Origin of the sequence: Caldicoprobacter guelmensis, from assembly GCF_016908415.1 — a bacterium.
Lineage (GTDB): Bacteria > Bacillota > Clostridia > Caldicoprobacterales > Caldicoprobacteraceae > Caldicoprobacter > Caldicoprobacter guelmensis.
The window spans coordinates 175,268-197,075 of the sequence record NZ_JAFBDW010000003.1; the positions used below are offsets into that span (position 1 = coordinate 175,268).

The following is a 21,808-nucleotide window of genomic DNA, read 5'->3' on the forward strand; positions in this document are numbered from 1 at the left end:
GGTTTAGTTAGATATGGTTTGCACAAAGTACAAACCATATCTAACTAACTCTTATTATTACTGAGCACTCTTTGCTAAAATCTTATTAGCTTCTTCTCTAAATTTTATAGCTGCCTCTGCTGGAGTAAGCTGTCCATATAGCATTTGTTCTTCTAAATTCTTCAAAAGCTTGTCTACTTCTGGATGCCCTGGAGGATCTGGCGGATCTATTGGACTGCTGTTCGCAATAACTACTTCCATGAAATTAAACATTTCTTTCTGTGCATCACTCAACAATGGGATTAAGGCTTCTCGTACTTTAGAAGAAATTGGAACACCTCGTTCTGCCATCAAAACCTTATTTGCTTCAATATCGTTAGTAAAATAATTCACAAACTGTACAGCTTTATCTTTGTTTTTGCTTGTAGATGCCACCGAGAAAAATTGACTAGGTTTCACATACATTCCTTCCTTAACCTGGTCTTTATGTTTAGGAAGTAATGCCAACTTAAGGGGTCGATTAGCAGCCTTTGTCATAGCGACAATCTGGTTACTATGAGCCGCTGCCATGGCTGCTTTTTTGGTGACAAGGAATTCGTCCTCTACCGATTTAACTTCTAATCTTTCATCCGGCATGGGCAAAGCACCTTGCTTTACTAATTCCAATTCCATAGTAAAAAATTCCTCAAAAAGCTTATCATCACTATAATCTAACTTAGTTCCGTCATCGGAGTACAATTTCTGTCCATGTTGACGAACATAATGTTTTAACCCGTGAAAATAACCACCAGGGAAAGTCCTATCGGCATAAATACCTAATTTTTCATGTATTTTTTTAGCAGCATCCATATAATCTTCCCATGTCCAATCAGGTGTCGGTTCTGGAACACCTGCTTGTTGGAACAAAGCAGGATCGTAGACAATACAAGGAGCATTAGAACCCAAGTTTATTCCGTAAAGCTTACCATTCACCCTTCCACCTACTATACTACTCTCATCAACATCCGACAAATCTAAAATTCCCCGTTCTACATAGGGGTCTAATGCCTCTAAAAGTCCCTTTTTGGCATACTGTGCTAGATATTGATAATCCTGTTGAAAAACGTCAGGTAAGTTGTTTGCAGCCGCCAAAGCCGCTACTTTTTCCCAATATCCATCCCATCCGGAAAATTCATATTGAATAGTAACATCGGGGTTCTTTTCTTCAAACATTTCAATAACTTTTATTGTCCTATCGTGTCTATCTTGCGAACCCCACCAAAAAATACGCAGCTCAGCTTTTTCTCCCCCAGCATTTCCTTTTGATTCGCCCTGTTTTTGCTCATCCTGCTTCTGCTGGTCATTTGTTGTTGAACTTCCAGTATTGTCTTTAGCCGGTTGACTTCCACATGCTGTCAATACCATAGATATCACTAAAATTACAACAACCAATAAACTCCACCATTTCTTCATTATACACACCCCTTTTATTTTTAATTGAAGCCTTTACACAATTGATTATATCGGATGGGTACAAAAATTTAAATAAAATTATCCGACATCATTGTTTAAAAAACAGATTTAGATTTCATTTTTGATATCCTAACATTTTCTTATACTCTGATGGAGTATAGCCTGTAATTTTTTTGAAAACCTGTCCAAAGTATTGAGGGTTATTCCCATATCCAACACATTTCGCAATATCAGAAATTTTACAACAACTTTCTTCTAATAATAATTGCTTAGCTTTTTCCACCCTCTTCTCCATCAGGTATGCGGAAAAATTTTTCCCTACTTCCTTTTTAAATAGTTTGCCTAAATAATCTACATTCATATAAACGATTTTTTCAGCTATCCAAGAAAGGGAGAGGTCTTCAAAACTTATGTTTTCCTCTATAACCCTTAAAACTGTTTTAATAATCTGACTATTCTTTGCTTGATTTTCTTTATAATACTCCTCTGTGATTTCATTCGCTACAGACATGATAAAGTTAAACATCTTATCCAAAGTAGCAATGTTTTGAAGCATTGAAATTTGTTTCATATACTCATTAAGGTTTTGAGGTTTTGCTTGGCGGATAATTGAAATATAAAATTCTATACATAGTGCTCGGACCATATCAGGTTCGAATTTATTATTATTTAACTTTGTAAAAAAGGTATTAAGCTCTTTACAAACAGCGTCTATATTGCCACTTCTAATCAATAAACCCAGATATTGGTAATCAAAATTTATAATTGGCTGTATTGACTGCCCTTTATTACCTACATCATCTCTAGTAATAATACAATCTTCACCCAAATAAAATCGATGCTCAAGGTATCCCATTACTTCATTGTACAAATCCGGCAATTGCTCGAAAAAACCCTCTGAACTTATAGCCACTGTAACACTAATTCCACAATAATTATAAAAACTTTCCTTTATTTCTTTTAAATAAGAAAATAACTCTCCCAGCGAAATTGCTTTTTGTAACAATAGCACATTCTCACCAATTATCGTACTAAGTAAATAATAATCCTTTCCATAGTAATCCAACAAATTCTTTAAAGCAAATCGCTTTTCAAATTCATTATTATCATCCAAACGAAAAAGTAATAAACGTATCTTTTCTGAAGGTAATTTTAATAACTCTCTAAAATAAACAACATCTTTTTCATCCTTTAATTGTCCCATCACACAATCTCGAGAAAACTGTTCTTTTACGTAAGGAATTATCTTTTGCAAATCTTCCTCCATCTTCTTTATAAATTCTTGTTGTTCCTTATTTTGTTTTAACTCTTCCAATACCTTACATAAAACCTGGGTGATTTCATCTTCATCACAAGGCTTCAAAAGATAATACTTAACCCCATACTGCATAGCTCTGCTTGCGAAGTTAAACTCGCCATACCCTGATAAAATTATAAAAATGATATCTGGGAATTCCCTTTTAACTCTTTCTATAAGTTCCAATCCGTCCATTCCTGGCATTTTAATATCCGTAATTACAATATCTGGATTTGTGTTTTTTATCTTCTCATAAGCCTCAATGCCATTTTCAGCATCATCCACTTGAATACCCAGATAATCCCAGTTTACCAATTGTATGATACCTTCCCTGATTATTTGCTCGTCATCTACCAATAAAAGTTTATACAAAGTCATCACTCCTTCTGCAGGGGATAAAAATACATACCTTAGTTCCTTCTCCCAACACGCTACTTACATTTACGCCGTATTCCAATCCAAATATTATCTTAATCCTCTCGTTTATGTTTTTAATACCAATCCCAGATCCTCTAGACTCAATTTCTCCTCTGTTTAGCTTTTCAACAAAATCCTTGTCCATTCCTGGACCATTATCTTCGATCCAAATCTTTAACTCTTTTTCCAAAGGTTCAATCCATACCTTTATTTCGCAAACACCCACAATCTTTTCCAAACCATATTGAATAGAGTTTTCCACTATAGGCTGGAGAGAGAGCTTGGGAATCATACACTCCCAATAATCCTGTGGAATATCCATTGAAAACTTTAATCTTTCTCCATATCTATATTTTTGGATAATAATATAGTCTTCTAAAATTTTCATTTCTTCCTTTAATGAAATTATCTCACTTTTATTGCTAATGGAATTTCTCAACAAACTTCCTAAAGCTTTGACCATAGAAGCTATCTGATATTGTTTATTAAATCTTGCCATCCAATTAATTGAATCCAATGTATTGTATAAAAAATGGGGATTAATCTGGGCTTGTAAAGCTTTGAATTGAGACTCTTTAATTGCAATCTGCTTTAAATAATTCTCTTTTATCAAAGTATTAATTTTATCCACCATTAAATGGAAATTATATTCCAATTCAGCTATTTCGTCCCCTTGTTTTTTTATGCTCACACCCATTTGAGCAATCTTTTCAAATTCTCCCTTTTCCACCATTTTCATTTTATTTGTAAGCCTTTTAAAAGGCTTAGTAATACCTCTGGAAAACAAAAAGCTTAAATACACAACCAATACAAAAACGCCAACATAAACCAAAACTAAAATTGTATGGACTGCTATAATATTTTTAAAAATGCTTGTATAAGGCAAAAGATTAACAAATTTCCAGTTGGTCCACTGAGAAGTAACATATGTAATTAAATACTTTTCTCCTTGGATGTTATCGATAAAATATCCCATTTTTTTATTCATTCTGTATATTAGTTCATTAAACAAAAATTGATGATTATCTTTTTGATATATAACTACTCCATCCGTTGATAATATAACAAAATTCAACTCATCCTCACTTGTCAATTTTCGATTTGAAAAATTATTAAATAACTTTTCCGGATCAATTCTAATAACAATTAATCCAAGATTTTCTAATTCCAGATTGGGAATAGACCTTACCATACGTGCAGCAACAACAAAATGATCAAAATCAGAAGGCCCTATCCATACCATTCCACCTTTTCTTCGGATAGCTTGTTTCCAAATAAATTCTAACCTTTTGGGATCTATTCTAACGGTATTTCTTCCCCATGAATACTGATTATTCTTAATATCTACAACATTAACAGAAGAAATATAATTTTCATTGAAAAACCATGTAAGCATCTTTTTATCGAAATTATTTAATACCTCATATTGATTATATGAGTTGCCATCGCGTCGAACAATAGCTAAGTATTCTTGTACCTCTTTACTAGACAAAATATCAAAAGAGATTTGTTCTATCTTATTTAGTCTAATATCTACCATTTCTGACAATAAAATCAAAAACTCAGCTGCCTGCCGGTATAACTGTTCCTCATATATACTAAAAGACACTTGCAGTGCCACAAAACCTGTGATAATAAGAATTAAAGATATAGAAAGGAACATTATAATCAACTTTTGGTTAATCTTTAAGCCAATGAGAAAAGTCCTCATAATAGATTCACAACTCATTCCTTAATGAAAGTATAAAATTCATTTTATGTTAGAGGAAAAGCCTAACTTCATTAATTATATAAAAAACTTATATCAGAAGTTACGTACAAGATTTTAACATTTTACAACAAATACAATAATCACGTAACTATATTATCCTATATTCAAAACTTTGTCAAGATAAGACATATAAACGGAGCACCAGACTACCAGAATCTTTAGATGTCACCGCCAGCGTATAATTGACCCAGGAGCAACGAAAAAGAATTGACCCACCCCCTGGCAAATTATCCTTCTGATTAATTCTGTCAAGAATCAGAGGGAAATAAATGCAACTCACCAAAAGCGATATCGTTCAAAGAGTGTCGTTTTTCTCAAGGATCAATACAAAGGGCTTAAAAAAGCGAAGGGCATGATATATCCAAAGCCGATAGCGATTAAGGTATCTTCTCTAGAAATGGAGAAGCGTTCTCTGGGGGTTTATCAGAGTCTTTTGGAGGTAGATAGGATATGATAGAACTTAAGAAGACACGAGCACATCTTGAAGAGTTAAGGCTTTCAAATGCTGCAATTTATCTTAATGCCCTCCTTGAGCAGGCCCAGCGAGAAATCAATATGTATGTTTGACTTTTTAAACGACCTTCTTGAAACAGAAGTTGTTGAAAGACAAAGGCATAATATGGAGGTAAGGACAAAGCTTGCTCAGCTTCCGTATAGAAAGACTCTGAATGAATTCGACCTTGCCTTTCAACCCAGTATTGACGAGAAACTACTGAATTGAAAATTTACCTTCCACCCCCATGGTTATGAAACATAAAACTTAATCTTGAGTTTGAGCTTGTTGTAGAAAAAAATAGAGATAAATATCCCCTTCTTTTTTAAGCAAAGTATATTAATCTTTACAAAATAGTTGGAAGTTGCTTTACAAATTCATAAAAATCCTCATACGACCCTTTATAGGTGCACTCAATGGGCTCATCGCTCCTGTGTATTAGATAGTTGGTAATCAAATAGGTCTTCATACCAAGGGAGGCGACCACAAGGTCTTCCTGCACATCATTCCCCACCATGATGCACTGCTCAGGGCGTTTGCCAATATCCTTTAAAATTTCCTGATAAAAGGCTATATTGGGCTTGCAAAATCGGTTATTCTCATAACACGATATATATATAAAATCCTCCGGCTTAAATCCTGCCCATTGGATTCTATGGACAATAGCCTTTCGGGGAAAAAGTGGATTTGTGGCTATGACTATATCATACCCTTTTTCTTTCAATATACACACACTTTCCCTCATGCAAGGTACATTCTTCGCACACTGTCTGATATTCAAAAATATATCATCACAAAAAGCATCAAATCGCTCTTTATATATGAGAATCTTGTCCTTGCCCACCAGCTTAGCAAAGCTGTCCATAAACACCTCTTGATTGGTCCGTTGCCCATCGTTGTTGAGCATATCCTTCGTAGCTACCCACACATACTTAATCAGACGTTTGGGTTCTATCAAATCACTGAATACTTTTGATATTTCCTTAAAGAAAAGCCGTGTAAACTCATCTGTCTCCATGGGAAGTAATGTCCCATCAAGGTCAAACAAGAAAGTATCGACCCCATTCAAATCCCTCACCCCCACTGGGTACGGCAAAACATAACAACTCCATAAGAAGTCTTTACACTTAATATTCATCATCTACAATTCTTATCATCTACATATACATACAAAGGATTCGATACTAACACAGGTAATGATGGAAAATCACTTATATAACGCCTATGTATTTCCACTCGATAAAACATAACATTTTCTAGCTCTTTTTCAATTACCATTTCCTTAACATTAGTATCACATCTTATTTCTTCACTGCTTTTGTTTGTAATTATCTTTATTACATCGTCTTTATACAATTTTGAAAACACAAAATTTACTTTTAAGCCCGGCCTATATTTAACCGTTTGTCCAAGGATACTTCCATTACATTCAATATAAACGGTAGGTCCACTAGGCATATAAGTGACAAAACCCATCCCTTGACGAATAGCGTTATATATATCAGATGGAGACCTTGACATAGAATACAAACACGTTGTAGGTAAACCTATACCCCTACCTATTTCATACTTGTGAAAATCACTGCCTCCAACAATCGGTATCTTCCTTCCTTTACACAACTCACCATGCCACCATCTAATACATTCCATATCCGAACATTTCATAGGACCATTCCAAATTTCAATACAGTCATATTCTACATTATCTAATCCCCATCTAAAACCACAATCAGGGCAAAAAGGATGATTAATTGAAACAATAGCTCCTTTCTCACGTGCTATCTTCAACTTTTCTTGAGTCTCTTCAAGAGTATTGGTGTAGTAAACACCATCAAAGGCTTTTTCTATTCCCAACATATTAACATGTCCTTTAAAATGAGTCCATTCTACACCAGGCATAACAGTAATATCTTCATCACTTGTTAAAGCGTTGTTATGAAAATAGTTATTATGATCAGTAATAAAAATATAATCTAAACCTGCTTTTTTAGCAAAAAAAATTACTTCTTCCACACTTAAGTTCCCATCCGAACTCAAAGTGTGTACATGTAAATCACCTTTTAATAAAATTCTCTCTTTATATGTAAAATTAATTTCATATTCGACCGAGACACCACCATCCATAATCTTATAAGCCCCAACTATAATCGCCCATTTTCCCTTTTTTATTTTGGTTTTAGCGTATCCTAAACTAGAACTATACTCACTTATCCAAATATGATTTCTATTTGAACCGGAAGCACCGATAAATTCTCCATCAGCATTTACTAAACCAAGGTCAATTATATTTTTTTCGTATATTTCTTCCAATATTCCGTTTTTTACTGTCAAGTATCTCGGATAGGAATACTTTATGTCTATCCTTGACACATTATCTGGAACTTCAAATGGTACCTCAAAATACTGTCCTTCTTTTTCCTTATTAATGAACACTTTAATTTTTTTCGTAGTCTCCATTATAATTTTCCTCCTTAAAATTCCTCCCACAATTATTCTTTGGTTGCTCCCAGTGTAATTCCTTCCAGTAAAAATCTTTGGGCAAAGATATAAACAAATATAAGAGGAATAGAAGATATAACAATAGCAGCCATAACAGCATTATCTGGCGCAGGGGGCATTCCAGAAATAGACGAAGAATCAACAATAATACTTTTTAGCATTAACGGTAAAGTATAAAGTCTCTGCTCTGTTATTAAAGTTGCCGGTATCATAATAGAATTCCACTTTCCAACAAACTCTAGAAAAGAAACAGTAGCTAAACCAGGAATAGATAAAGGCAAAAATATATTCCAATAAATTCTAAACTCACTAGCACCATCTAATCTAGCTGATTCTGCCAAAGATACAGGAACTGTTAAAAAATAATTTCTCATAAGCAATATACAAAAAGCAGAAATAAGACCGTTTACAATTAAACCTGTATATGAATTAAGTAACCCTAATTGTTTGTTAACTTGATATATAGAGATCAAAGTAAGGTCTCCTGGTATCATCATAGTAAGAAGAATAAAAGATGTCATCGTTCTTTGAAACGGGAGTTCCTTTTGTACCAGTATATAACCACCTAAAGCCGATAATATAACCTGTAGCACTGTAGATAATAAAGAGACATACATAGAATTGAAAAAAGCTCTCCCTAATTTTAAAATTTTAAATACGTATCCATATCCTTCTAAACTAAATTTACTCCACCACAATATGACACCTGCTCGACTAGCTCCTAATGCAGTAGATGTAGATACAACGATAACATTCCACATAGGTAAAAACATTATAATAAATACAAGAGCCAAAAATATAGAATTTATAACCTTTTGCGAAAAAGTAAGTTCATTTGCTAACTGATTGCGCTTCCTTCTTAGCACCAACTCATCTCACCACCTTTTTCAATTAAACGTTTCATCATATTTAGTCAATCTACGCACAATAGTAGATATTATAAAAGTTGTAATAAGTACCATTGTTGCAGCCGCCGTAGCAATTCCTATTTTAAAATTAACGACACCATCTGTGTATATCAAGCATAGGAGATTTCTTACTTTACTAAATATATTTGCATTTCCCATAATAAAAATCTGATCAAAGTTGCGTAAAAAATTCATTGAACCTAACACAGTTATTATTTTCATCGTAGGCACAATATTTGGAACAGTTATATATAGAATCTGTTTAAACCTACTTGCACCATCTATACTAGCTGATTCATAAATTGATTGATCAATGCTTACAATTGCTGTCAATAACAAAACAGCAAAGTATCCTGCTCCTTTCCATGCACCTGTAAGCACCATTATTGTTCTAGCAAATCTAGGTTCAGCCATAAAAACTATAGGATTAAAATCATTCCCGTAAATGAGTTTTAATATATTATTCAACATGCCTGTAGGTGATAAAATACGAATCCACATACCTCCAACTATCGCCCAAGATAAAAGATTCGGTATATATGTTACAGTCTGAATACTAGATCGTATCATCTTATTTTTAACTTCATTAAGCGATAAAGCTATAAATAAGCTGAAAATAAATTGTACTATAAATGTAAAAAAATTAACTATTATAGTATTCATAAAAGCTTCACTATAAAGAGGATTTGAAAGAACATTCTTGTAGTTTTCAACACCTACGAATTTGGGAGTACCTATAAGTATTGACTCTCTAAAACTACTAATAATTCCAAGAATTAAGGGATAATAGGAAAATACAATAAAATATATTGCTATAGGGACAAACATTAAATAGATAGATTTATATTTCCTTATTTTTATTAAAGTTTTCCTATCTATCAGCATTTTCTACTCGCTCCTCACATTTAATTGACTTATGGTATTTAAAAGCTAGGAACTTTTCAGCCACGAAAAGTTCCTAGCTTTTATAAACCCTTATATATTTTATATTTGCAAACAGGTTACCTCATTATTTATCAGTAACTTTCCTACTTAGCAACTCATTTCTCATATTCTTCAATCCGTCTGCTACAGAAACTTTTCCTTCCATAATTTGGACTGCCCATTTGCCCACTATTTCTTTGTAATCTCCCTCATTGGGAATCGGTAACTCAATTGAAGCATATTTACCATAGGACAGAGCCTCTTCAACCCCCGGATTATAGCCGATGGGATGTTTAAAAGTTTCCAAGATAGGGACAGGTGCACCATGGTCACATCCATGTTGCTTACCTATGTCAGTCAAAACATAATTGCCTTTATCGTCAATCGTATAGTCATGTCCCTTAATACCAACTGACAGAAGCACTCCCCCCTCCTGTGTTGCAAAGAACTCTATAATTTTCCATGCACCTTCAGGATTCTCAGCATTCTTTGGAATAGCCCACAAACTAGCTGCTCCTTTCGTCAACATATAACTACCATTTGGTGTCTTTGTACCTGGTAAAGAAACTATCTCATATTGATCTTTTCCTATTCCTGCAGCTAAAGCATTAGCATTATGCAATCCAACCCAGGCAGCCCAATCAACTGTTACGCTTGTAAGTTGAGATGCTGCACTCATTTTATTTCTCATATCCTTCGTTTGATCTACAGAAGCTGCTGGATCAATAAGCCCTTCCTTATAAAGCTTTGCAATCCATTCCCATACTGGTATAGCATCATCAGTAGAAATCGGTACATATTTCTTGCCATCTTTTTCGTCAATTACAACACCCGTTTTAAGTCCAACTGAAGCAAACCATGGTTGTAAATCAAATACTTGACTCATAACCACATTATATGGATAATAATTAGCTGTCTTTATAGTCTCTTTTAGTTTCTTAAATACATTATAATAACCATTCAACGAAGGCTCAATACTTTTGTAATCTATTCCCGCTTTTTCTAAATGTACCCTGTTTAGGGCAACAACCCTATGAACCTCTTTTTTGTTAAACCCTGCATAAATCCTTCCCTTTACTTCAATGTCTTTTAGTTCGCGTGGATCAATCTTGGAAGGATCAGAATAAATCTTAGAAGATTTTATATAATCTGTAAGATCTAACAAAGCACCCTGATTGACAAGTTCCAAATATTGAGGCATGTTTAAATAGATAAGATCTAACTTTTCCCCACTATTAAGCTTTCTCATAAGTGTATTGTTATAATCAGATGGTGGTCTCTCCATTATTACAGTTAATCCCGTAGCTTCTCCCAATTCCTTTGCAAACAACTTCATTTCTTCTTCATCTTTACCGCCAGTTACACTTGTCAATATTTTTACAACTCCACCTGTTTTATTATCCTTTTTTTGCTGATCTGCAGAATTGGAAGGCTCACTTGTTGCAGGAGTCTCTTTAGCATTTCCTTGATTAGCACTACTCTCTTGAGATGTTTCTTTCTTTGTACATCCGGTAAAAGCACTGATAATTAGCATTAAAACAAGAATTCCTACCAGTATCTTTTTTGTAATAGACATACTTATACCCCTCCCTTTTTATTTTTCTTTTTTATATTAAAATTTTTATAATAATGCATCTTCCTAAAAATTATCAGTTTTAATTTTCCTATACTAGCTTGTCTTACTCCAAATTAATATACTTTCTTTTATTGAGATCCCGATAATTTTAAAAAATTATTAACCTTTCACTGTTGTAAACGTTTATGTATATAAAGTGAATCTCCAAACATATATCAAAACACAAATATTTACATATTGAGCTATAACCTCATCTGTACCAACTTTTACTTCCGTAAACATTTACAATACTATGATAACATTATTTTATCCACTCGTCAACCGGTAAACTTAACAATCTCACACCCTCTCCACCTTCACCGGCATTCCTGTTTCAAGTGACCTCTTTGCCGCAAGGCCTATCAAAACAGGCTTCAAGCCATCAAGCCCCGTTACTTCTGGTTCTCTATCCTCAAGTATTACGCTTATAAAAGACCTTATCTCATCTATATAAGACTCCTTATACCTTTCAAGGAAGAAATATTTTGGTTTCTCGCTGTATACCCAATTCTCATTATATATTTCCACTGTATTGGGTTTATCATTGCCTGCTATCAAGCATCCTTTAGAACCAAAAACCTCAACCCTTTGATCATATCCATACACAGCTTTTCTGCTGTTATCAATTGTCCCAATAGCACCATTCTCAAATTTTAAAGTAACAATTGCCGTATCAACATCATCGTATTGTTTTATTGAAGGATCTATCAGAGCTTCACCTATCGCATACACTTCAACAACCTCGCTGCCTGTTAAATAGCGCGCCATGTCAAAATCGTGAATTGTCATGTCAAGGAATATACCACCCGATACTTTTACGTATTCTATTGGTGGGGGAGCAGGATCCCTGGAAGTAATCCTCAATATATGAATATCGCCTATTTTCCCACTTTCAATATGCTCTCTAATCCTCCGAAAATTGTGGTCAAACCTCCTATTAAAGCCTATCTGTAGCTTTACCTTAGCCTTCTCCACAGTATTCAGCGCTTCTTCTATTCTTTTGACATCAAAATCTATAGGTTTCTCACAAAATATGTGTTTTCCTGCTTGTGCCGCTTCTATTATAAACTTCGAATGGGTATCGGTAGGCGAACAAATAAGAACGGCATCTATATCCGGGTCCTCAATGATTTTCCTGTGGTCTTTGTAAACATGATTTATTCCTATACTATAAGCCCATTTCTCTAGACTATCATCCATGTAAACATCAGCAATGGACTTTACTTCCGCTCCTCTTATGTTGGTTGCTATATTTTCAGCATGAAGCCTGCCAATGCGCCCAGCTCCTATGATACCTAATTTGAGTTTCAAATGAGTCACCCCACCTACCTATTTAATAATGTATAAATTAACAATTTTGCATATTTTGTAATACGTATATTTGGCTTTCCCACACAACTGGCACTTTAAAGTTAAGAAATAGCTATACTTTATCTTCCTCGAGTGCAAACATGTACTCAATTCCTTTCTTAGCTGCAATATCGGGATCGGGATATGGAAGATATTCAAAGGCAACATATCCATTATATCCTACTTCTTTTAATGCATTTATAACAGCCGCAAAATCAACATGCCCCGCCCCTGGATATCTACGATTGCTATCAGCAAAGTGAACATGCCCTATATATCTACTGTATTTCCTTATACTGTTCTCCATATTAGGTTCCTCGATGTTCATATGAAATGTGTCAACAAGAATCTTAAAGCCCAAATCACCTAAACTTTCAATATAGTTCACCATTTCCTCTATTGTATTATGAAAATTAACCTCATACCTGTTTATTGCCTCTATATATACCGGGACATCTTTACGTTGCGCATAATGGCTCAATTCCAAAAGACAGTCTGTATAAACGGCCATATGTTCATCACAATACTCAGGATTTACCTTGCCCCTCATAGAGCCTATTATGATACCGCAGTTTAATTCTTCAGCTAGATCAATATATCCCTTTAATCGTTTTAAAGCCATATTTCTTTTTTGGGCATCCAAATCAGTAATTGAAAGCCCATCAACAGTATAAGACATACCCGTCCCTATAGTCGAAACAACAATGGCATTTTTCAAGCAACATTCATTAACTTCTTTTGCATCTATTTCTTTCGGATTTCTTATATGAAGTTCCACCGCATCAAAGCCATATTCTTTGCTCTTAATGATATTTTCGCACAAGTCACCCCTAAACAGCACAGGCGATGTCTTAGGCGCATCTATAGCAATCGTGGCACTGTACTTTATCGAACGATTTTCCATTTGCCCAACCCCTTTTTCATGGAAAGCCTATAAAACTTATACAAAACACATTTTATTTTAACCGGGAAATATTACCGGCCCCTTAAGAGCGCTCGACAATATTTCCCGGCATAATTTCGCCTAATTACAGCTTAGTGAATACCCCTATTGGCGGTAACTCATATACCGACTTCCAGCCCTCACTAAGAGGTTCCTTCAAGAAAGGCTCCATCTCCTTCGCAGTCCGCAACGTGGTCTTTTCTACAGGCGGCACAGTTCCAGGAGGAAATGCTTCTAAAATCTGATCGTGTAGAAGAGTAAGGTACTTCAGTATCGCTGCAATAGGCCTCTTGGCCTTCCTGGGATCGGCAAGAGAAGGCTTACCCACAACCCCTTGAGGTGTTGCTGCACGTTCTATAGCAGCGTGGCCTTCTCCCTCGGACCACCTATGAGGCCGCCTGAAAGGATCCACCGCTTTATCAAAATGCCCATCAGGCAAGAACGACTCCCCTTCAGCATCCTCTACAACGCTCATATCAATCATATCTTTGAAGAGCAAAAGCGCTACCGAGGTTTCCGCCTCATCGGCATGCACGAAATGCGTTTCCATGCTATCCGGCCTACCTGCCGGATAGAAGAATTCACGTACCGCCCTGTGCCAGTCTAACACCTGGAATATTCCTGGCAAATGATACCTCTTCATAAATTCCTGTACAGCCGATTCAAGCATCCATAAATGGCCATGGTTGTTAACTATTATAATTTTTCTAAAACCGTCATTCCATAGTCCAAGCATTGTGTATATCAGTGTCTCTTTTACAACCTCTTCCGGCATTATGATTGTCCCTGGCATTCCAACATGATGATAAGGATGGCCTCCATAATTCAGAGGCGGAAGAGCAAGGCTTACCTCTCGTCCCTGCTTTGCTGTATATCTCCTTACGCCCTCAAGTATTTGAGTCACCATGAATGTGTCCAAACCACTGTTGGCATGCAGTCCATGGTTCTCAGTGCAGCCTACTGGTACAAATACGATATCATTCTTCTTCCTCTTTTCTATTACTTTATACCTGGGAGTGGTCTGTATATAGCATCCCGGTTTACCAAGCTCAGATTCAGAGGGTATTTCATATTCTGCCAGTATTCTGTCTATCTCTTCTTCGCTGGCATCCCATATCTGCTTCTTTAGCCGTCCTACGGCGTTATCCTCAAAGATTATAGCAGGATGCTCTGTAAGGAGCCACTTTTCACTCATTATAAACTCTCCTCTCCATGTTATGATAAAAACTGTGTTCAATTTTCTAGTGACGCTATCTTTATTGTTAAAGTTTTGATAACAATCAATTTCTACATAACACAGGTTATCTTGCATTCCTTCCTGTCGGTTCTCAAGCTGATAATATTTTCTGGTACCTCATCCAAAGTTATCTTCTTTGTAATCATAGGCGTCATATCCATACCATCTGCCATGCACTCAATTACTCTATAGAAAGTACCATGGCCCGAATGGCCTTGGGCTCCGATAATCCTGGCTCTCCGCACCTGCAATACCTCACCAGTAACCGGCATCTTGGCATCGGCACGAGCAACCACCACCACTGTGCTATTAATGGTTCTACCCTCCCAAATCACTTGCTCTATTTGAGGATAAACCACTGTAGGCAGTCCAGTTGCTTCAAGATATAGATTTGCACCCATGCCATCTGTGAGCTCAAGGACTCTTTGCACGAAATCTTCTTTTAACGGATTGATTACATAATCTGCCCCCATTTTCTTCCCTAGTTCAGCCCTTTCAGGCTGAGGCTCTGAAAGTATAACTCTCGCAGCACCGCTTCTCTTCAATATGGCGCAAGCCGCAATTCCAACAGGGCCTCCGCCACACACTACAACATTATCCCCCGGCCTTATTCCACCACCTCTTTCGATCACAGCATTATAAGCAACGCTAGTAGGCTCTACTAAACTACCAGCAAGAAATATATCATCGCCGGTGTACCTCTTTTTAAGTGATTCAAGGTTCCATACGAGTTTAGCGGGCATAACTATATATTTTGCAAATGCACCGTTTATGTTAAACCCTACCTCATTAAGCCGTTCACAGTGATTGGGATAACCATCAGCGCACGGCTTACATTCACCACACCACATCATTTCTTCTGCACAGACGATTTCTCCACCTTTGAAAGGCTTATTGGTCCTTTTATCGAATGCACGTTCTCCTGCCTTCACTACAATACCTGAAAATTCATGACCAAGGATGCATGGAAAACCCGTCAAGCCAGGATACAGTATGTATCCCTCTTCATCAGGCTGTGCCATATGAACATCGCTTCCACAAATGCCACATGCCTTTACTTCGATTAATACTTCATCAGGCCCTGGTTCGGGAACAGGATGATCTACAATTTCAATGCGAGGATTTCTCCACACTTTACTTCCGAGATACGTCTGCTTCCCTTCGATATCCTTCGGGCCAAGCTTGAAATCCGGCTTTGGATCCCAATCCGCAAATAGCGTGACGCCTTTCATTGTTTTTGACATTTGATAATTCCTCCTTGCTTGAAATATAAATTTGCTGTATCAAATATGATTATTATCCGAAAAAGACCCACAAATGTAGAAGAAATGCTGCTTCTCCTTTCTTGACTTTACCGGTTATGCTGCAATATTCAAATGATGAATACACCTTCTAAAAGTGGCAATTAACCATTTCAAACGTTTACAATTAATTAAATAATAAAAAGTTTGTTGAATAACTAGTCAAATTTTTAAGCTAGTTTAAGTATAACAAACGTTTACGGTTTTGTCAACAGGTTTTTACAGAGAGAAATAAAAAATTTAATCCTTAATCGCCCTGCAAGTATCCCTTATTATAAGGCTTGGTTGAATAATATTAATTTTTTGCCCTACATTCTCTTGTTTTATCAAGTTTATAAGCAACTCGGCGGATAGCCTTCCCATCTCAAATTTCGGCTGGGAAATTGTGGTAAGTTTAATCCGATGCATAGATGAAAAAGCTATATCGTCAAATCCGACTATCGAAATGTCTTCCGGGACTTTAAGCCCAAACTCCTCTATAGCTTGGATGACTCCCAAAGCTACTATATCGTTTACGGCAAAAACCGCTGTAGGGATTTCACTTTTTATTAGCATTTCCATTGCCGCCTTATAACCGCTTTCTTGGCTAAAACTATCTGAGGTGCGAACGTTTGCTTTAACCGTATACCCGTGTTTTTGCATGGTTTCTTTATAACCTTCAAAGCGTTCCCTATTGGTACTCGTCTTTTCTGAGCCTCCTATATACACAATATCTTTATGCCCCAATTTAATAAGATATTCAACGCCTAGCACCGCTCCAGTTTTGTTGTCAATACCCACATAATATATATCATCAGACTTGGGTCCTTCGGTAATATACACGAGAGGCAACGACAACTTTTTATGATGTGTAGCATTTTCAATAACCGAAGAAATTATCACACCATCGACTCGCTTAGCTTTCAAGATATCCACATAGGTCTTCTCCCGTTCATAATCCCAGTTTGTATTACACAAAAATACGCAATAACCATGTTCATTAGCAAAAGATTCTACACCCAAAGCGAGCTCAGAAAAAAAGGGATTGGATATATCAGGCACAACCAGGCCAATCATGTTTGTGTTTTTGCCCTTTAATCCTCTTGCTGAAGGGTCTGGGACGTAGTTCATCTCTTTTGCGATCTTCTTTATTCTTTCTCTGGTCTCAGGGCTGACATCTGGATGATTGCTCAATGCCCTTGAGACAGTAGCATACGATACACCAGCTACTTTTGCAATATCCTTTAGCGTAACAGCCATTAACATGCCCTCCTGTTAAAATTAGTATGTACAAAGTATTGCATCTAATAAAAATAATACCGGTAACAACATTTAATTGAACCGGCATGATTTGATTAAAATTTTTATCCAAAACGTTCACGTTAAAAGTTTAACATAAACATTTTATAATTGTCAAGCTATTTTTATACGATTCGATTTACTTAAAATTATTTTTTCTATATATTCTAAACTCCGCGATATTTTACACATCCACGACAAGATTGATATTAATTTAACAAAGATAGAAAATTACAACAAAATTCCATCACAACACCTGTTTAAGAAAATTCCTCGTCCTCTCGCTGTGCGGATTACGGAATATCTCATCGGGCAATCCTTCCTCTATTATCTCTCCACCATCCATGAATATCACCCGATCAGCCACCTCTCGAGCAAACCCCATCTCGTGGGTAACCACCAGCATGGTCATCCTGTCTTGAGCCAGGTCTCGCATAACCTTTAAAACTTCGCCGGTAAGTTCTGGGTCTAGCGCAGAAGTGGGTTCATCAAACAGCATTATGTCAGGCTTCATGGCCAAAGCCCGCGCAATGGCCACCCTCTGCTTTTGACCACCCGAAAGCTGGGAAGGATAGCTGTCCCTTTTGTCAATCAGTCCTACCCTCTTAAGCAACGCCTCGGCCATATCAATCGCTTCTTTCTTGGGCACCTTGTTTACCACAATCGGTGCCTCAATGATGTTCTCCAGCACCGTTTTATGAGGGAACAGATTGAAGTTTTGAAACACCATCCCAATCTTCTTACAAAGTTGTCGTATTTGTTTATCAGATACATATCGTGTTTTACCGTTTTCATCCTCATACGCCATAGGTTGTCCTTCTATTATGATAGAGCCTCTATCAATGAACTCCAGATGAATGAGACACCGCAGCAAGGTGCTCTTCCCCGATCCGGAAGGCCCTATAATAGCTATTACTTCACCCTTCTTAACGCTCAGCGAAATCCCTTTTAAAACCTGTAAAGCTCCAAATGACTTGTAAATATTTTTAGCCTCAATCATATACATAGCCTCTAACCCCTATTCATATATTGAATAGCGCTGTTCTAATTTGTCAAACACTTTTGTCAGCACATAAGTCATGGCCAAGTAGAACAAGGCCGCCACTACAAAAGGCGATGTCACCGCATCCCTGGATACGGCAATCTTGGTAGCCCTTAAAAGCTCTCCCAATCCTATAGCATATACAAGGGCCGTGTCCTTTACAAGGGTGATTGCCTCATTGCTGACTGGAGGCAGCACCCTCCTCACGGTCTGCGGGAGAATAATTCTCCACATTGTCTGCCAGTAAGTAAAGCCAAGCACCTTGGCTCCCTCATACTGCCCTTTATCAATTGACTGTATGCCGGCCCTGAAAATTTCGGCGAAATAGGCGGCATAGTTGAGGACAAAAGCAATACATGCTGCTGGGAAATTCTCTAGAGTAATGCCGAAATTGGGCAAACCGTAATAGACAAAAAACACCTGTAAAAGCAACGGTGTACCCCTCAAGAGCCAGATGTATCCACCAACGACATCCTTCAAAATCCTGTATCTAGAAATGCGTGCCAGCGCCAGCAGCACTCCCAGGGGGATTGAAAAAACAATGGTGATGAAAAACAGCTCTAGAGTGACCACAGTACCCTGGAGCATGGGCACGATAATCCGCGATACATATTCCAATGTGGGTTTTATGACCTCAAGCGTAGGCGTTGCAAACTCAAGTAATAACTGTTGCATAACATCTCTCCCGGTTTAAAAAACTTATAAAAACACAAAAGAGGACTGACGGTATAATCAAAACCCGTCAGCCTCCAGCCCTAACAGTGCGATACAGCACTCACTTCTTTATGATATCCTCGCCAAACCACTTCTTAGAAATCTCAGACATGGTGCCATCCTGCTTCATCTCGTCAAGTACCTTGTCTAGCGCCTCAAGCAGCGCTTTGTCCTCCAGCCTCAGCCCTACGCCGTACTCCTCGGTACCAAAGTTATCATCTAGGACCACAAAATTTTCCTTCCTCTTTTCGATATAATACCTTCCCAGAATCTCGTCTGCCACCACGGCGTCAATCCTGCCTGCTTTCAGGTCCAAGAGCGCTTCAAGGTTATCGGGATATTCCACTACTTCCGCTAGAGACTCATAGACCTCCTTATCTTTTTTCAATGCTTCAAGGCTGCTGCTGCTAATCTGTACCCCTACTTTTTTGCCTGCCAGGTCGGCCTTGCTCTTTATGCTGGATCCCTCGGGCACAATTATGATCTGGGTATTCACTAGATAGGGCTTTGTAAAAGCCATGTTTTTCTTTCTGTCCTCGGTAATTGTAAGCCCGTTCCATATCATGTCAATCTTCCTATTCTTCAGCTCAAGCTCCTTGCTGTTCCAGTCTATGGGCTTAAACTCCACTTCTACGCCTAACCTCTTTGCAGCTTCTTTAGCCAAATCGATGTCAAAACCTACGATGTTACCACTTTCATCCCTGAAACCCATGGGAGCAAACGTGTCATCAAGCCCTACTATAAACTTGCCGGCCTGCTTGACCTTCTCCAAAGAATCATCCTTTGAAACCTGCTTGGCTTCAGAACAAGCACTCAACATAAAACCAGCTACTAAAATCAAAGTTAAAATTAAAAACGACCTCTTCTTCACTTCCATTCCTCCATTCAAAGCTTGTTTAATTTTCAAACAACAATATTATAATTTAATGTATTAAAGAAGTAAAGTGATAATTGATACGCACTTATGTACAATCATTGCAACTATAACAATCCATAAAATTACAATTGGAACAGCATAGTACCATTTTTTAGGTTTTCTGTCCTTCCAAATACCTGCTGCTTCTGCTTTGCATATCTCCATTATCTCATTTGGTATAAATTTAATAGTCAATGTTATCAATAACGGAAGGATGATTAGGTCGTCCAAGTATCCCAATACAGGTATAAAATCAGGAACTACATCAATGGGTGACAATGCATACCATACGGTTATTCCTGCAAATATCTTTGCAACAATTGGTGTATCCTTTTTCTTCATTGCTATGAAGAGAGCCGGAATATATGTTTTTAAAGCATTTGCTTTCTCTTTAAGATCCATTTGTTTATGTCCCCCGAGTTAAAGCTCTACTTGATGGCTGTTTTTTACCATATTATTCATTTTTGAATATAGAATGATAGCAATCAATTCAGTTATACAAGTGAAAGCAATTATAACCCCTACCATATTCATATCATAAAGCAAACCCATCAACGCTGCTCCGCCAAGCAAAGCCAAACCATAACTGGTATTAAATACTCCATAACCGGTACCACGCTTATCAAAAGGTGTAATATCTGCAATTGCAGAACGCATAACCGTTTCATGCGTTCCCATTACTATGCCAAAAATAATCATCCCAATAACGATAAGCCCTGTCGAATTACTTAATGTCAAAAATGGCAACAGCAATGTGAGAGCTGGAATTACCATCAAAACCAGAAGGCCACCAGTTCTCATTCCTGTTTTAATTTTCAGTCGATCATAGACTTTGCCAATAAGTAGCGCTGTAGCAGCATCAACGACCATGGCTACTGAATAAAGCAAGGTTATATTTCCATCTGACATCAGGTTGTTCGCTTTCAAATGGTAACCTATTGTACTGAAGTTAACAAATCCCAACGTACAAAAAAAGGTGAAAGCCGTATAGATCCAAAAAATCGGCCTAATGTGCTCCGTACGTAAATCCTTTTTAATAACCGTAGAGATGAGATTGTCCCCTTTGGTCATTCTATATGCATATATCAGAAATAGCATCAAAATTACAAACGGAACAAACAACAATTTATATCCCAATTGATATTGCGCAATTCCATTCTTTCCCGAAAAATAAAAAACCATAGTGAAAATAAGCGGTCCAACAAAAGCGCCTATTTGATCCACAGCTTCCTGAATACCGAAGGCAAACCCAATTCCGACTTGGTTTTCTGAAACTCCGGAAAGGATTGTATCCTTAGCCGGGCTACGCAATGCTTTCCCGATGCGCTCCATCAAAATCAGCACAACAAGAATATTCCAATTCCTAGTAAGTCCCATCAAAGGTACAACCAGTAGCATGCCATAGCCTAGGAACATAAAAATCCAGTGTTTACCGCTCTTATCCGATAGGATTCCCGCAATGAGCCTCAGAAAATATCCAAGGAATTCCCCGATGCCAAAGACCAGACCAACAAGAGCAGCACTTATACCCAACAAATTTAAATATTGGCTGTTGGCGCTCCTTGCGCTTTCATAAATTATATCGCCCATCATACTGATGATACCAAATATGAGTATCACAATTACCGCCGGTGAAAATTGATTTTTTGAATTATGACTCATAAGCTTAATC

General features: G+C 37.1%; 19 protein-coding genes and 1 pseudogene. 2 read left to right on the forward strand and 18 right to left on the reverse strand.

The window, feature by feature from the left end; genetic code table 11:
* Positions 1 to 57: 57 nt before the first annotated feature.
* From JOD02_RS05255 to JOD02_RS05265, 3 genes are all read right to left on the reverse strand, one after another.
* Positions 58 to 1,431 (reverse strand): ABC transporter substrate-binding protein, encoded by a 1,374-nt coding sequence (locus JOD02_RS05255; RefSeq protein WP_204487616.1) that lies wholly within the window; start codon positions 1,429 to 1,431, stop codon positions 58 to 60.
* 115 nt (positions 1,432 to 1,546) lie between these two features.
* Entirely contained in the window at positions 1,547 to 3,100 is a 1,554-nt protein-coding gene (locus tag JOD02_RS05260; protein WP_204487618.1) for a response regulator transcription factor, read from the reverse strand.
* Positions 3,093 to 4,856: a cache domain-containing sensor histidine kinase gene (locus JOD02_RS05265; RefSeq protein ID WP_204487620.1), complete on the reverse strand. Its 1,764-nt coding sequence runs from the start codon at positions 4,854 to 4,856 to the stop codon at positions 3,093 to 3,095. The genes JOD02_RS05260 and JOD02_RS05265 overlap by 8 nt, the downstream gene beginning before the upstream one ends.
* 331 nt (positions 4,857 to 5,187) lie before the next feature.
* On the opposite strand from JOD02_RS05265, the pseudogene JOD02_RS05270 reads away from it, so the two are divergent.
* Positions 5,188 to 5,370 (forward strand): annotated as a pseudogene (locus JOD02_RS05270) (IS21 family transposase); the annotation flags it as partial.
* Positions 5,371 to 5,475: 105 nt separating this feature from the next.
* On the forward strand, positions 5,476 to 5,637 hold the full coding sequence (locus JOD02_RS11610) for an ATP-binding protein (protein WP_279380654.1): 162 nt from the start codon (positions 5,476 to 5,478) through the stop codon (positions 5,635 to 5,637).
* Between the two features lie 118 nt (positions 5,638 to 5,755).
* Here the strand turns inward: JOD02_RS11610 and JOD02_RS05280 are convergent, their stop codons facing one another.
* The 15 genes from JOD02_RS05280 to JOD02_RS05350 form a co-directional block, all read right to left on the reverse strand.
* Positions 5,756 to 6,505, reverse strand: a complete 750-nt coding sequence (locus JOD02_RS05280) for an HAD family hydrolase (RefSeq protein WP_204487621.1) — start codon at positions 6,503 to 6,505, stop codon at positions 5,756 to 5,758.
* A 41-nt stretch (positions 6,506 to 6,546) separates the two neighbouring features.
* Positions 6,547 to 7,866 carry a CehA/McbA family metallohydrolase gene (locus tag JOD02_RS05285; RefSeq protein WP_204487623.1) on the reverse strand — a complete coding sequence of 440 codons (1,320 nt, stop codon included), beginning with the start codon at positions 7,864 to 7,866 and terminating at the stop codon, positions 6,547 to 6,549.
* A gap of 32 nt (positions 7,867 to 7,898) precedes the next feature.
* Positions 7,899 to 8,774, reverse strand: coding sequence for a carbohydrate ABC transporter permease (locus JOD02_RS11470; RefSeq protein ID WP_341534537.1), 876 nt, complete (start codon positions 8,772 to 8,774; stop codon positions 7,899 to 7,901).
* 21 nt (positions 8,775 to 8,795) lie between these two features.
* The gene (locus JOD02_RS05295) at positions 8,796 to 9,701 is read right to left on the reverse strand and encodes an ABC transporter permease subunit (protein WP_204487625.1); all 906 of its coding nucleotides are present in this window, start codon (positions 9,699 to 9,701) and stop codon (positions 8,796 to 8,798) included.
* Between the two features lie 124 nt (positions 9,702 to 9,825).
* Positions 9,826 to 11,316: an ABC transporter substrate-binding protein gene (locus JOD02_RS05300; RefSeq protein ID WP_204487627.1), complete on the reverse strand. Its 1,491-nt coding sequence runs from the start codon at positions 11,314 to 11,316 to the stop codon at positions 9,826 to 9,828.
* Between the two features lie 339 nt (positions 11,317 to 11,655).
* Entirely contained in the window at positions 11,656 to 12,666 is a 1,011-nt protein-coding gene (gene iolG / locus JOD02_RS05305; protein WP_207754226.1) for an inositol 2-dehydrogenase, read from the reverse strand.
* Between the two features lie 112 nt (positions 12,667 to 12,778).
* Positions 12,779 to 13,609: a sugar phosphate isomerase/epimerase family protein gene (locus tag JOD02_RS05310; protein WP_204487630.1), complete on the reverse strand. Its 831-nt coding sequence runs from the start codon at positions 13,607 to 13,609 to the stop codon at positions 12,779 to 12,781.
* Between the two features lie 124 nt (positions 13,610 to 13,733).
* On the reverse strand, positions 13,734 to 14,843 hold the full coding sequence (gene iolN / locus JOD02_RS05315; RefSeq protein WP_204487631.1) for a 3-dehydro-scyllo-inosose hydrolase: 1,110 nt from the start codon (positions 14,841 to 14,843) through the stop codon (positions 13,734 to 13,736).
* Positions 14,844 to 14,935: 92 nt separating this feature from the next.
* On the reverse strand, positions 14,936 to 16,129 hold the full coding sequence (gene iolM, locus JOD02_RS05320; RefSeq protein ID WP_204487632.1) for a scyllo-inosose 3-dehydrogenase: 1,194 nt from the start codon (positions 16,127 to 16,129) through the stop codon (positions 14,936 to 14,938).
* 297 nt (positions 16,130 to 16,426) lie between these two features.
* Positions 16,427 to 17,425: a LacI family DNA-binding transcriptional regulator gene (locus tag JOD02_RS05325; protein ID WP_204487633.1), complete on the reverse strand. Its 999-nt coding sequence runs from the start codon at positions 17,423 to 17,425 to the stop codon at positions 16,427 to 16,429.
* Positions 17,426 to 17,711: 286 nt separating this feature from the next.
* Positions 17,712 to 18,470, reverse strand: a complete 759-nt coding sequence (gene ehuA / locus JOD02_RS05330) for an ectoine/hydroxyectoine ABC transporter ATP-binding protein EhuA (protein WP_279380655.1) — start codon at positions 18,468 to 18,470, stop codon at positions 17,712 to 17,714.
* Between the two features lie 12 nt (positions 18,471 to 18,482).
* On the reverse strand, positions 18,483 to 19,124 hold the full coding sequence (locus JOD02_RS05335; protein WP_204487942.1) for an amino acid ABC transporter permease: 642 nt from the start codon (positions 19,122 to 19,124) through the stop codon (positions 18,483 to 18,485).
* 157 nt (positions 19,125 to 19,281) lie between these two features.
* Complete coding sequence (locus tag JOD02_RS05340) at positions 19,282 to 20,097, reverse strand: amino acid ABC transporter substrate-binding protein (RefSeq protein ID WP_207754227.1); 816 nt, start codon at positions 20,095 to 20,097, stop codon at positions 19,282 to 19,284.
* A gap of 54 nt (positions 20,098 to 20,151) precedes the next feature.
* Positions 20,152 to 20,538, reverse strand: coding sequence for a YkvA family protein (locus JOD02_RS05345; RefSeq protein WP_204487636.1), 387 nt, complete (start codon positions 20,536 to 20,538; stop codon positions 20,152 to 20,154).
* Positions 20,539 to 20,556: 18 nt separating this feature from the next.
* Complete coding sequence (locus JOD02_RS05350) at positions 20,557 to 21,798, reverse strand: MFS transporter (protein WP_204487638.1); 1,242 nt, start codon at positions 21,796 to 21,798, stop codon at positions 20,557 to 20,559.
* Positions 21,799 to 21,808 lie beyond the last annotated feature (10 nt).